Below are 13242 nucleotides of genomic sequence, written 5' to 3' on the forward strand. Positions count from 1 at the left end.
CATTTGACCTGCATCAACCGTCCCCATGTTGCGATGCAACATCCATTCAGGTGTAATGGGGGGGTCAAGTCAGCTGGTTCCACTTGAGGAACCGGTCCGGTAGCACCCGCTGCCGGGTGCTACCCCTATAGGAGATCGCCATGGCCGGATCCGGCAACGATCGCGTCCCCGCCCCGTCCTTCAACCCCTGGACGGCCGCCTATGAATATGCCGTGGACGCCTGGCAGCGCGGCGTGCTGTACGCCGACGTCATGCGCCAGCGCGGCAACCAGTACCACGACCACATGGCCAAGCGGGCCCCCAACGTGCTCAGCATGGAGTACGAACTGGTGCTGGACGGCCGCGAACTGCCGCGCCCGGTCAACTACGGCCTGCTGCGCATCAAGCCGCCGGAAGGCGTGGCGGTCGACCCGATCAAGCGCCCTTTCCTGGTGGTGGATCCGCGCGCCGGGCATGGACCGGGCATCGGCGGCTTCAAGCCCGAAAGCGAGATCGGCGTGGCGGTGCGCGCCGGCCATCCCTGCTACTTCGCCACCTTCCTGCCGCAGCCCGTGCCCACCCAGACCGTCGAAGACGTGATGAAGGCCGAGGCCCACTTCCTGGAAGAAATCATCGCGCGCCACCCCGACGCCGAGGGCAAGCCGGTGGTGGTGGCCAACTGCCAGGCCGGCTGGCAGATCATGATGACCGCCGCCGTGCGCCCCGAGCTGTTCGGCCCCATCATCATCGCCGGCGCGCCGCTGTCCTACTGGGCCGGCTGGCGCGGCATGAACCCGATGCGCTACGCCGGCGGGCTGCTCGGCGGCAGCTGGCTCACCGCCCTGACCAGCGACCTGGGCGACGGCAAGTTCGACGGCGCCTGGCTGGTGCAGAACTTCGAGAACCTCAACCCCGCCAACACGCTCTGGTCCAAGCAGTACAACCTGTACTCCAAGGTCGACACCGAGGCCGGCCGTTACCTCAGCTTCGAGAAATGGTGGGGCGGCCACGTGTTCCTGAACGGGCCGGAAATCCAGTACATCGTCGACAACCTGTTCGTCGGCAACCGCCTGTCGACCGCCGGGCTGGTCACGTCCGACGGCATCCGCATCGACCTGCGCAACATCCGCTCGCCGATCGTGGTGTTCTGCTCCAAGGGCGACAACATCACCCCGCCGCCGCAGGCGCTGGGCTGGATCCCGGACCTGTACCAGGACGACGCCGAGGTGCTGGCGCACGACCAGACCATCGTCTATGCCGTGCATGAGAGCATCGGCCACCTTGGCATCTTCGTGTCCGGCAGCGTGGCGCGCAAGGAACACCAGGAATTCACCTCCAACATCGACATGATCGATGTGCTGCCGCCCGGCATCTACCAGGCCGAGATCACCGACAAGACGCCGGACACGCCCAATGCCGACCTGGCCTACGGCAACTACGTGCTGTCGTTCGAGCAGCGCCGCATGGACGACGTGCGCGCCATCGTCGAGCGCAAGGAAGACGACGACCTGCGCTTTGCCGCCGTGGCCCGCATCTCCGACATCAACCTGGGCATGTACCGCAGCTTCGTGCAGCCGTGGGTGCGCGCCCTGGTGACGCCGCAATCGGCCGAATGGAGCCAGCGCCTGCATCCGCTGCGCCTGCCTTATGAACTGGTGTCCGACCGCAATCCGCTGATCGCGCCGATCGCGCAGGTGGCCGAGCAGGTGCGGGAGCATCGGCAGCCCGTATCGCCCGACAACCCGTTCCTGCTGGCCCAGGAGATGTTTTCGAAGCTGGTCGAGACCAGCCTGAACATCTTCCAGGAACTGCGCGATTCGGCCGACGAGCGCACCTTCATGAGCGTCTATGGCTCGCCGCTGGTGCAGGACCTGGCCGGCCTGGGCGGCAAGGACGGCCAGCCGCGCCGCCACCCCGGCGTGTCGCCGGAACACCGCCGCTTCATGGAAGAGCGCGCCGCCGAACTGCGCTCGCTGCTGCAGGAAGGCGGCCTGCGCGTGGCCGCCATCCGCATGCTGCTGTACGTGGCCGGCGCCGAGGGCGGCCTGGACGAGCGCAGCTTCGCGCTGATCCGCAAGATGCGCGCCGAGGCCGGCAACGCCATGACGCTGCAGGAATTCAAGGACATCACCCGCGACCAGGCCATGATGATGCGGCTGGACTCGGCCGCCGTGCTGCAGACGATGCCGAAGCTGCTGGAAGGCTCGTCGCCGGCCGCCATCCGCGAGGCGCTGGCAGCGATGAAGCACGTGCTGGAAGCGGCCGAGCCGCTGAGCCCCGCCGCGCGCGCCAGCCTGGCCGAGATGGAGCAGATCTTCGAGGCCGCCGCGCGCCGCGCGCAGAAACACGAGCCGGCGCCGGCCGCGCGCAAGGCCGTGCGCGCCGCGACCGCCAGCCTGGAGCCTTCCAGCGCGGGCAAGCCTGCCGCCAGGAAGCCGGCCGCGGCCAGACGCATTGCCGCGACCTCGGCCGGGGACGCGGCGCCCGCGACTTCCCCCCGCCGCGCCCCCGCTAACCTGGCCGCCGCCAAGTCCACGCCGCAGACCGCCGTCAAGGCTGCCGCGGCTGGAAAAACGGCCGCCAGAAAGCCCGCGCCCGCGCGCGTCCGCAAACCCGTCACCGCCAAGGCCAAACCGGAATGAGCCTGCCCACCTCCACGCACTACGACAAACTGATCGCGCGCGCCCAGACCCTGGCGCCCGCGGCCTGCGCCATCGCCCATCCCTGCGACGAGCCGTCGCTGTCGGCCGCGCTGGAAGCGCGTGACCTGGGCCTGCTGCGTCCTATCCTGGTGGGCCCGGAACACAAGATCCGCGACACGGCCGCGCAGTACAGGCTGAACCTGGGCGATGCCCGCATCGTCGATGCGCCGCACAGCCACGCCGCGGCCGAGACCGCCGTGGCGCTGGTGCGCGGCGGCGAGGCCTCGCTGCTGATGAAGGGCAGCCTGCACACCGACGAGCTGATGCACGAAGTGGTGGCGCGCGCCACCGGGCTGCGCAGCGGCCGCCGCATCAGCCATGTGTTCATCATGGAAGTGCCGACCTACGCCGAGCCGCTGTTCATCACCGACGCGGCCATCAACATCTTCCCGGACCTGGAAACCAAGGCCGACATCATCCGCAACGTGATCGACCTGCACCACGGCCTGGGCCTGGGCGAGCCGCGCGTGGCGATCCTGTCGGCGGTCGAGCAGGTCACGCCCAGCATCCCCAGCACCATCGAGGCGGCCGCGCTGTGCAAGATGGCCGACCGCGGCCAGATCGCCGGCGGCGTGCTGGACGGCCCGTTGGCGCTGGACAACGCCATCAGCCCCGATGCCGCCCGCATCAAGGGCATCCGCTCGCTGGTGGCGGGCGTGGCCCAGGTGCTGGTGGTGCCCGATCTGGAAGCCGGCAACATGCTGGCCAAGAACCTGACCTTCCTGGCCAACGCCGAGGCCGCCGGCATCGTGCTGGGCGCGCGCGTGCCCATCATCCTGACCAGCCGCGCCGACAGCCCGCGCTCGCGCCTGGCGTCGTGCGCGGTGGCGGCGATCTACGCGCACCACCTGGCCACGCAGCAGGCGCGTCCGCTGGCCTAGGGCCGGCCGACAGGCCGTGAATGAGCGGCGGGGCCCCGGCCCTGCCTTGTCCCTTGCATCAAGAGGCGATCGACTCCATGTCCGACACCATTCTCGTCATCAACGCCGGCAGTTCCAGCATCAAGTTCTACCTGTACGACATCGACGACAAACAGGCACTGGCGCCGCGCCTGGGCGGCCAGCTCGAAGGCATCGGCACCCGCCATCCGCGCCTGCGGGTGCGCGACGCCGCCGGCCAGACGCTGGTGGAACGCGACATCGCGCCCAGCCACGCGCCCGATGTGCCCAACGGCCAGGAGGTGGTCGGCACCTGGCTCAGCGGCCACCTGGGCGGCGCGCCGCTGGCGGTGGGCCATCGCGTGGTGCACGGCGGCCCCGACCTGGCCGAGCCGGTGCTGATCGACGACGCCATCCTCGCCAAACTGGACACCTTCACGCCGCTGGCGCCGCTGCACCAGCCCAACAACCTGGCGCCGATCCGCGTGATCCGCGAGCGGCGCCCGTGGATTCCGCAGGTGGCCTGCTTCGACACCGCCTTCCACCGCAGCCATTCGGACGTGGCCGACCGCTACGCCCTGCCCGAGCATCTGTACCAGCAGGGCGTGCGGCGCTACGGCTTTCACGGCCTGTCGTACGAATACATCGCGCAGCGGCTGCGCCAGGCGCTGCCCGAGATCGCCATGGGCAGGATCATCGGGGCGCACCTGGGTTCGGGCGTGTCGGCCTGCGCCATGCACCAGGGCAAGAGCGTCGACAGCACCATGGGCTTCACCGCGCTCGAAGGCCTGCCGATGGGCACGCGGCCGGGCCGGCTGGATGCCGGCGTGGTGCTGTGGATGATGGAACAGGGCATGTCGCACGACGACATTGAACATGTGCTGTACCACGACTGCGGCATGAAGGGCCTGTCGGGCATCAGCAACGACATGCGCGAGCTGCTGGCCAGCGACGCGCCGTCGGCCAGGCTGGCGCTGAAGTACTTCGCCTGGCGCGTGGCCGAAGGCATGATCGGCCTGGGTTGCGCCATGAACGGCATCGACGCCATCGTCTTCACCGCTGGCGTCGGCGAAAACTCGGCCGAGATCCGCCAGGCCATCAGCGAGCATTGGGGCTGGCTCGGCATCAAGCTGGATCCCGAGCGCAATGCGCATCACGGGCCGCGCATTTCCAGCGACGACAGCCGCATCGGCGTGTACGTGGTGCGCACCAATGAAGAACTGATCATCGCGCAGCACACGCTGGCCCTGGTGAAACAACGATGAGCGCCGCCCTCCCTCTTGCCGGCAAGCGCGGCCTGGTCACGGGCATCGCCAACGCCGACTCCATCGCCTGGGGCTGCGCCAAGGCGTTCCGCGCCATGGGCGCGGAACTGGCCGTGACCTACCTGAACGACAAGGCCCGCCCGCACGTCGAGCCGCTGGCGCGCCAGGTGGACGCGTCCCTGCTGATGCCGCTGGACCTGCTGCGCGAGGGCGAGCTGGAGGCGGTGTTCGAGCGCATCGCCGCCGAATGGGGCGGCCTGGATTTCGTGCTGCATTCCATCGCCTACGCGCCGCGCGACGACCTGCACGGCCGCGTCACGGACTGCTCGCGCGCCGGCTTCCTGACGGCCATGGATGTGTCGTGCTGGTCGTTCATCCGCATGGCCAAGCTGGCAGAGCCGCTGATGCCCGGCGGGGGCGCGCTGTTCTGCATGAGCTACTACGGCTCGCAGATGGTGGTCGAACACTACAACATGATGGGTCCGGTGAAGGCCGCGCTGGAATCGGCCACCCGCTACCTGGCGGCCGAACTCGGCCCGCAGGGCATCCGCGTGCATGCGATTTCACCCGGGCCGCTCAAGACCCGCGCGGCCTCGGGCATCGCCGAATTCGACGCGCTGCTCGACCGCGCCCAGGCCAAGGCGCCGGCGCGCAGCCTGGTCTCCATCGACGACGTCGGCGAGGCCACCGCCTGGCTCGCCACCGACGCCGCCCGCCGCATGACCGGGCAGACGCTGTACATCGACGGCGGCTATCACATCATCGATTGAGGCCGCGCCACGGCGCACGCGGTGGCGCGACGAGGCCGGGTGGCGCCCCCGGATCGGCGCGGGCGGCGGCCCAACGCGGCGGCGACCTCGCCCGCGGGGACGGTCAGGACAGCGTGGCCGGCGCCGGCCCCTGGCGCCAGCGCTCGATCGCCTCGACCGCCTGTTCCGGCGAAGGGAAGATCTTGTCGCGGCCGATGCGCTCGGCCAGGCCCGAGCGCTCAAGCGCCATGCGGAACTGCCCGTGACCGCCGGCCACCAACAGCACCATGCCGCGGTCGCGCAGCTCGCGCCGCAGTTCGTACAACGCTTCGATGGCGTCGGCGTCGGCCTGCGTCATGGCCTCGGCGTCAAGCACGAACCAGGTGATGTCGCCAGCCTGCTCGATGATCTCGCGCGCGCGGCGCCGGAACGCATCCGCATTGAAGAACCACACCGATGACTCGAACAGCCAGATCACCGCGCCGGGCACCGGCTGCGCCTGCGGGTTCAGGTGCATCTTGCCCAGCACCGATTCGCCCGGCAGGCGGCCCAGCAGGGCATCGCGCGGGTTGCCGGAAACATACATGGCGTACAGCAGCGTGGCGCCGACCGACACCGCCACGCCCTGCAGCACGCCGAAACCCACCACGCCGACGGCCGCCAGGATGCCGAAGGCCAGCTCGATGCGTGAAATGCGCGCCAGCCGCATGAAGGCCTGGCCGTCGAACAGGCTGGCGGCCGCCAGCAGCAGGATCGCCGATAGCACCGCCTGCGGCAGCCAATAGAGCGGCGCGCTCAGCAGGCCCACCACGACGGCCAGCGCCACCGCCGCGCTCACGCCCACCAATGGCGACGAGCCGCCCGCGGCCAGGCCCACCGCCGTGCGCGAATCGGCCCCCGTCACCACGAAGCCCTGGAACAGTCCGGCCGCCACGTTGGCCGCGCCGAAGCCGACCAGTTCCCGGTTCGGATCGACGTGTTCGCCGGTGCGCGCGGCGAAGCTGCGCGCGGTCACGATGCCGCTGGAAAAACTCACCACCAGCACGCCCGCCGCGCCCAGCAGGATGTTGTCCACGCCGTCGAGCCGCACCGGCAGCCGCAGCGCCGGCAGGCCCGCCGGCACCTCGCCCACCACCGCGATGCCAAGGCTGGGAAAATCGAACAGCCACGACAGCAGACAGGCGCCCACCACCAGCATGATCGGCCCGGGCCAGGTCGGCCGCCAGCGCTTGATCGCCACCAGCAGCAGGCACGACGCCAGCCCCAGGCACAACGTCGGAATGCGGATTTCCGACACGCGCCGCGACAGCTCCAGGAACGGATGCACCAACCCGCTGTTGCGCAGGCCCACGCCGGTCAGGCCGCTCAGTTGCGACAGCGCCAGCGTCACCGCCACGCCCGCCATGTAGCCGATCAGCACCGGCCGCGACAGCAGGTTGGCCAGCACGCCCAGGCGCAGCACCCGCGCAATCAGGCAGCCCGCCCCGACCGTCAGCGCGATGCTGGTCGCCGCCGCCAGGCGGTCTTCGGGCGTGGTCAGCGCCATGCCCGTCAGGGTGGCCGCGATCAGGGTGCAGGTGGCCGTGTCCGGCCCCACGATCAGCGTGCGCGACGACCCGAACAGCGCGTACCCCAGCATGCCCGCGATGGCCGCCCACAGCCCCGCCACGGGCGGCACGCCCATCATCGCGGCGTAGGCCAGTCCCACCGGCAGCGCCACCGCGGCCACGCTCAGGCCCGCGGCGATGTCGCGGCCGGCGGACTCCCGGGTGATGCCCCGGAAATTGTTCAGGCCAGGGAGAAATCGTAGATTCATGGGACTGCGGGGCAGAGGAACAAAGGGGGAAGGAAACCGCGGCGCGGACGAGCGCCAAGCCTACACCAGTCTACGTTCCTGAAACCGCGGGTAAATCAAACGGTGCCGCTGTGCCGCCGTGCCTGGACTCGGACCATCATTCCAAAAAGGAATGAAATTCCTTAAATATTTATCCCTTTTTATCAAGGAAGGGATTGCGTAGAGTGCTGGACACAACAAACGCGGCCCCCAGCCGCCCCGAAGCCGCCCGCGCGGCCCTCGGACAACAGCGCGGCCGCTCGCCGGACCGCGCATCAGGAGACTCCATGCCCCACGCCTTCCTGCGCCGCGCCGCGAGCGCGCTCGCCCTGGCCGCGTTCGCCGCCGTTCCCGCCCTGTCGCACGCCCAGGCCTACCCTGAACGCCCCATCAAGCTGGTGGTGCCGTGGCCTCCCGGGGGCGCCACCGACGCCTTGGGCCGGATGCTGGCCCAGCGCCTGACCGAACGCCTGGGCCAGACCGTCATCGTCGACAACAAGGCCGGCGCCGGCGGCAACATCGGCACCGCCGCGTTCGTGCGCGAGAAACCCGATGGCTACACCCTGCTGGTCGCCACCAGTTCGACCAACGCCGCCAACCCGCACCTGTACGCGCGCCTGGGCTTCGATCCGGTCAAGGATTTCACGCCGGTGGCCTTCGTCGCCGAGATCCCCAACATCCTCGAAGTGCCCAAGCAGTCGCCCTACCAGTCCGTGCGGCAGCTGGTGGACGCCGCCAAGGCCGCGCCCGGCAAGCTCAACTACGGTTCGGGTGGCGTGGGATCGTCGCAGCACCTGGCCGGCGCCATGTTCAAGGCCCGCACCGGCGTCGACATCCTGCACATTCCGTACAAGGGCAGCGGTCCCGCGGTCTCCGACCTGCTCGCGGGCCAGGTCGACATGATGATCGACACCGGCTCGCTGGCCCAGGTCCAGGCCGGCGCCCTGCGCGCCCTCGCGGTCGCCTCGCGCCAGCGCCTGCCCGCCCTGCCGAACGTGCCCACCTTCGCCGAAGCTGGTGTCAGCGACATGTATGCCTCGGCCTGGTACGGCATCGTCGCCCCCGCCGGCACGCCCGATGACGTCGTCGCGCGCCTGAACCGCGACATCAACGCCATCACCGCCGACCCCGCCATGCGCCAGCGCATGGAATCCATGGGCGCCATCGTCCCCGCCGGCCAGACGCCCGCCGAGTTCGGCGCGTTCATGCGCGCCGAGATCGATCGCTACGCCGGCATCGTGAAACTGTCGGGCGCGAAGATGGAATAAGCGCCACCCGACCGCGCCGCTGCGCAACACGGCGGCCGCATTTCATGGCCGTGGCGATCCGTACGCCCCATCGACCCATGTCCCTCCGGGCGACGGCAGCCAGTATGAGCCCGGGTCCACGAAAAAAGCCGCTCCAAAAGGAGCGGCTTTTCCTCGTGCGGGCGGAAAGACTACTTGGCCCGCTCTTGCAGCACGGCCACCGCCGGCAGGGTCTTTCCTTCCAGGAACTCCAGGAACGCGCCGCCGCCAGTCGAGATGTAGCCGACCTGCTCGCCGATGCCGTACTTGGCGATCGCGGCCAGCGTGTCGCCGCCGCCCGCGATCGAGAAGCCCTCGGAATCCGCGATCGCCTGCGCCACCACCTTGGTGCCGTTGGCGAACTGGTCGAACTCGAACACGCCGACCGGACCGTTCCAGACGATGGTGCCGGCCTGCTTGAGGATCTCGGCCAATTGCTGCGCGGTCTGCGGACCGATGTCCAGGATCATGTCGTCGGCGGCGACTTCATCGGCCGCCTTCACGGTGGCCTCGGCGTCCGCGCCGAACGCCTTGGCGCACACCACGTCCACCGGGATCGGCACATCCGCGCCGCGCTGCTTCATCAGCTCGATCACGGCGCGCGCCTGCTCCACCTGGTCCGGCTCGGCCAGCGACTTGCCGATCGGCAGCCCGGCGGCCAGCATGAAGGTGTTGGCGATGCCGCCGCCCACCACCAGCTGGTCGACCTTGTCGGCCAGCGATTGCAGGATCGACAGCTTGGTCGACACCTTGGAGCCGCCGACGATCGCCACCAGCGGACGCTTCGGCTCGTGCAGCGCGCGGCCCAGCGCGTCCAGCTCGGCCTCCAGCAGCGGACCGGCGCAGGCCACCGGCGCGAAGCGCGCGATGCCGTGCGTGGTGGCCTCGGCGCGATGCGCCGTGCCGAAGGCGTCATTGACGTAGACGTCGCACAGCGCCGCCATCTTGCGCGACAGCGCCTCGTCGTCTTTTTTCTCGCCGACGTTGACGCGGCAGTTTTCCAGCAGCACCACCAGGCCCGGCTCGACCTTGACGCCGTCGACCCAGTCGCGCATCAGCGGCACGGGCATGCCCAACAGCTCGGACAGGCGCTGGCCGACCTTGGCCAGCGAATCGGCCTCGGTCAGCACGCCCTCTTTCGGGCGGCCCAGGTGCGAGGTGACCATCACCGCGGCGCCAGCGTCCAGCGCCAGGCGGATGCCGGGCACCGAGGCGCGGATGCGGGTGTCTTCGGAAATGCGGCCGGCGTCATCGAACGGCACGTTCAGATCGGCGCGGATGAACACGCGCTTGCCGGACAGGGCGCCGGCCTTGGCCAGCGCGGACAGGGTATTGACCTTGGACATAATGCTTTGCGTCTCCTAGAGTTGGCGAACGAAGGGGACGAACCCGCTTTCCGCCGTGGCGGAAAACCTGTTCGTCCCCTTCGGTTCGACAGCGATGCTTACTTGGCCGACATCAGCGCGACGGTGGTGTCGAGCATGCGGTTCGAGAAGCCCCACTCGTTGTCGTACCAGGACGAAACCTTGACCAGGCGGCCCGAGACCTTGGTCAGCGACGCGTCAACGGTGCTGGAGGCCGGGTTGTGGTTGTAGTCCACCGAGACCAGGGGTTCGGTGTTGTAGTCCAGGATGCCCTTGAGCTCGCCTTCCGAGGCGGCCTTCAGGATGCTGTTCACTTCCTCGACGGTGGTGTCGCGCTTGGCCACGAAGGACAGGTCGACGATCGACACGTTGATGGTCGGGACGCGGATGGCGTAGCCGTCCAGCTTGCCGTTCAGCTCCGGCAGCACCAGGCCGACCGCGGCGGCGGCGCCGGTCTTGGTCGGGATCATGCTCATGGTGGCCGAACGGGCGCGGCGCAGGTCTTCGTGGTAGACGTCGGTCAGGACCTGGTCGTTGGTGTAGGCGTGGACGGTGGTCATCAGGCCGTTTTCCAGGCCCAGCTTGTCGTTCAGCGGCTTGACCAGCGGGGCCAGGCAGTTGGTGGTGCACGACGCGTTCGAGATGACGGTGTCGGTCGACTTCAGCACGCCGTGGTTGACGCCGTAGACGACGGTGGCGTCAACGTCCTTGCCGCCCGGGGCCGAGATGATGACCTTCTTGGCGCCGCCCTTGATGTGCGCGCCGGCCTTTTCCTTGGTGGTGAAAAAGCCCGTGCATTCCAGCACCACGTCGACCTTCAGCTCGCCCCACGGCAGTTCGGCCGGGTTGCGGTTGGCCAGCACGCGGATCTTGTCGCCGTTGACGACCATGTACTCGCCGTCGACTTCGACGGTGCCCGGGAACTTGCCGTGGGCGGTGTCGTAGCGGGTCAGGTGGGCGTTGGTCTTGGGATCGCCCAGGTCGTTGATGGCGACGATTTCGATATCGTGCTTCTTGCCACCTTCATAGTGGGCACGCAGGATGTTGCGGCCGATGCGACCGTAACCGTTGATGGCGACGCGAATGGTCATGACTAGGCTCCTTTTTTACAGAACTTGCTTGACGGTCTCGGCCACCTTGTCGGCGGTCAGCCCGAAGAACTTGAACAGCGCACCCGCCGGGGCCGATTCGCCGTAGCGGTCGATGCCGACCACGGCGCCTTCCAGGCCCACGTACTTGTGCCAGAAGGCGGTCACGCCGGCCTCGACGGCCACGCGCGGCAGCCCCTTGGGCAGCACCGATTGCTTCCAGGCGGCGTCCTGCTTGTCGAACACGTCGGTGCTCGGCATGGACACCACGCGCACCGCGATGCCTTCCTTGGCCAGCTGGGCTTGCGCGTCCAGGGCGATGGCGACTTCGGAACCGGTGGCGATGATCACGGCGCGGGCGCCGTCGGCGTCGCGCAGCACGTAGCCGCCGCGGGCGATGGCGTCCACGGTGGCGGCGTCGCGTTGCACGAACGGCAGGTTCTGGCGCGACAGCAACAGCGCCGTCGGGCCGCCGTCATGCACGTCCATGCCGATGCTGGCCGGGCGCGTCACGGCGGCGTTCCAGGCCACGGCGGTTTCGGCCGTGTCGCAGGGACGCCAGAGCGACAGGTTGGGGATCAGGCGCAGGCTGGCGGCGTGTTCGATCGACTGGTGGGTCGGGCCGTCTTCGCCCAGGCCGATGGAGTCGTGCGTGAACACGTGCACCACGCGCTGCTTCATCAGCGCGGCCATGCGGATGGCGTTGCGCGAGTAGTCGGAGAACGTCAGGAAGGTGCCGCCGAACGGCAGGTAGCCGCCATGCAGGGCCACGCCGTTCATGATGGCGGCCATGCCGAATTCGCGCACGCCATAGTTGATGTGCCGGCCGAACTGGATGCCCTTGTCGCCGGCGCGCACCGCGCCCACGCCCTTCCAGTCGGTGAAATTGGAGCCGGTCAGGTCGGCCGAGCCGCCCAGCATTTCCGGCAGCGCGGCGGCCAGCGCCGTGATCGCGAACTGCGAGGCCTTGCGGGTGGCGACGGTTTCGGCCTTTTCCAGCGTGGCGTTCAGGAACGCCTTGAATTGGTCGGCGTAGCCGGCGGGCAGCTCGCCCTTCATGCGGCGCGTGAACTCGGCGGCCTCGGCCGGGAATTCGGCGGCGTAGGCGTCGAACGCCGACTGCCATTCGGCCTGCGCGGCGGCGCCGGTCTTGCGGCCGTCCCAGCCGTCGTAGACGTCCTGCGGGATCTGGAACGGCTCGGCCGACCAGCCCAGCGCGGCGCGGGTGGCGGCGATCTCGTCCTTGCCCAGCGGGGCGCCGTGCACGTTGTGGGTGCCGGCCATGTTGGGCGAACCCTTGCCGATGACGGTGCGGCAGACGATCAGCGTGGGCTTTTCCGATTGCGCGCGGGCGGCCTTGATGGCAGCGTCCACGGCGGCGGCGTCGTGGCCGTCGATGCCGCGGATGACGTTCCAGCCGTAGCCCTCGAAGCGCTTGGCGGTGTCGTCGGCGAACCAGTGCTCGACGTGGCCGTCGATCGAGATGCCGTTGTCGTCATACAGCACCACCAGCTTGGACAGCTTGAGCGTGCCGGCCAGCGAGCACACTTCGTGCGAGATGCCTTCCATCAGGCAGCCGTCGCCGGTGAAGGCGTAGGTGTGGTGGTCGACGATGGTGTGGCCGGGCTTGTTGAACTCGGCGGCCAGCAGCGCTTCGGCCAGCGCCATGCCGACGGCATTGCCCAGACCCTGGCCCAGCGGGCCGGTGGTGGTTTCCACGCCCGGGGTGATGCCCACTTCGGGGTGGCCCGGCGTCTTGGAATGCAGTTGGCGGAAGTTCTTCAGTTCTTCGATCGGCAGGTCGTAGCCGGTCAGGTGCAGCAGCGCGTAGATCAGCATCGAGCCGTGGCCGTTGGACAGCACGAAGCGGTCGCGGTTGGCCCAGGCGGGATCCTTGGGGTTGTGGCGCAGGTTGCCGATCCAGAGGGCCTGGGCGATTTCCGCCATGCCCATGGGAGCGCCCGGGTGCCCGGAGTTCGCTTGTTGCACGGCATCCATCGCGAGGGCGCGGATGGCATCCGCCAAGGCAAGTTTAGGGGCGGTCGGATTGCTCATTCGGAAGGCTCTTTGAGGCTGGCGCGCCCACGCAGGAAATGG

8 protein-coding genes and 1 pseudogene are annotated in these 13242 nt (G+C 69.0%); 5 read left to right on the forward strand and 4 right to left on the reverse strand.

The window, feature by feature from the left end:
* The first annotated feature begins 140 nt into the window (after positions 1-140).
* The 4 genes and pseudogenes from HV742_RS15035 (at position 141) to fabI (ending at position 5594) form a co-directional block, all read left to right on the forward strand.
* A complete protein-coding gene (locus HV742_RS15035) occupies positions 141-2621 on the forward strand; it encodes a DUF3141 domain-containing protein (RefSeq protein ID WP_175145826.1) in 2481 nt (826 codons plus the stop codon).
* Positions 2612-3562 (forward strand): annotated as a pseudogene (locus tag HV742_RS15040) (phosphate acetyltransferase); the annotation flags it as partial. The gene HV742_RS15035 and the pseudogene HV742_RS15040, both read left to right, overlap by 10 nt.
* 77 nt (positions 3563-3639) lie before the next feature.
* A complete protein-coding gene (locus tag HV742_RS15045) occupies positions 3640-4824 on the forward strand; it encodes an acetate/propionate family kinase (protein ID WP_175145827.1) in 1185 nt (394 codons plus the stop codon).
* Positions 4821-5594, forward strand: coding sequence for an enoyl-ACP reductase FabI (gene fabI / locus HV742_RS15050; protein WP_049075567.1), 774 nt, complete (start codon positions 4821-4823; stop codon positions 5592-5594). The genes HV742_RS15045 and fabI overlap by 4 nt, the downstream gene beginning before the upstream one ends.
* 103 nt (positions 5595-5697) lie before the next feature.
* Here fabI and HV742_RS15055 read toward each other — a convergent pair whose 3' ends face one another.
* Positions 5698-7389 carry a SulP family inorganic anion transporter gene (locus tag HV742_RS15055; RefSeq protein WP_080977469.1) on the reverse strand — a complete coding sequence of 564 codons (1692 nt, stop codon included), beginning with the start codon at positions 7387-7389 and terminating at the stop codon, positions 5698-5700.
* A 305-nt stretch (positions 7390-7694) separates the two neighbouring features.
* On the opposite strand from HV742_RS15055, the gene HV742_RS15060 reads away from it, so the two are divergent.
* Positions 7695-8675, forward strand: coding sequence for a Bug family tripartite tricarboxylate transporter substrate binding protein (locus HV742_RS15060; protein ID WP_049075569.1), 981 nt, complete (start codon positions 7695-7697; stop codon positions 8673-8675).
* A gap of 170 nt (positions 8676-8845) precedes the next feature.
* Here the strand turns inward: HV742_RS15060 and HV742_RS15065 are convergent, their stop codons facing one another.
* From HV742_RS15065 to tkt, 3 genes are all read right to left on the reverse strand, one after another.
* Entirely contained in the window at positions 8846-10039 is a 1194-nt protein-coding gene (locus HV742_RS15065; RefSeq protein ID WP_175145828.1) for a phosphoglycerate kinase, read from the reverse strand.
* A 98-nt stretch (positions 10040-10137) separates the two neighbouring features.
* Positions 10138-11148 (reverse strand): type I glyceraldehyde-3-phosphate dehydrogenase, encoded by a 1011-nt coding sequence (gap, locus tag HV742_RS15070; RefSeq protein ID WP_049075573.1) that lies wholly within the window; start codon positions 11146-11148, stop codon positions 10138-10140.
* A 15-nt stretch (positions 11149-11163) separates the two neighbouring features.
* A complete protein-coding gene (gene tkt / locus HV742_RS15075) occupies positions 11164-13200 on the reverse strand; it encodes a transketolase (RefSeq protein ID WP_054501005.1) in 2037 nt (678 codons plus the stop codon).
* Positions 13201-13242 lie beyond the last annotated feature (42 nt).

This window comes from Achromobacter ruhlandii, from assembly GCF_902859695.1.
Lineage (GTDB): Bacteria > Pseudomonadota > Gammaproteobacteria > Burkholderiales > Burkholderiaceae_B > Achromobacter > Achromobacter ruhlandii.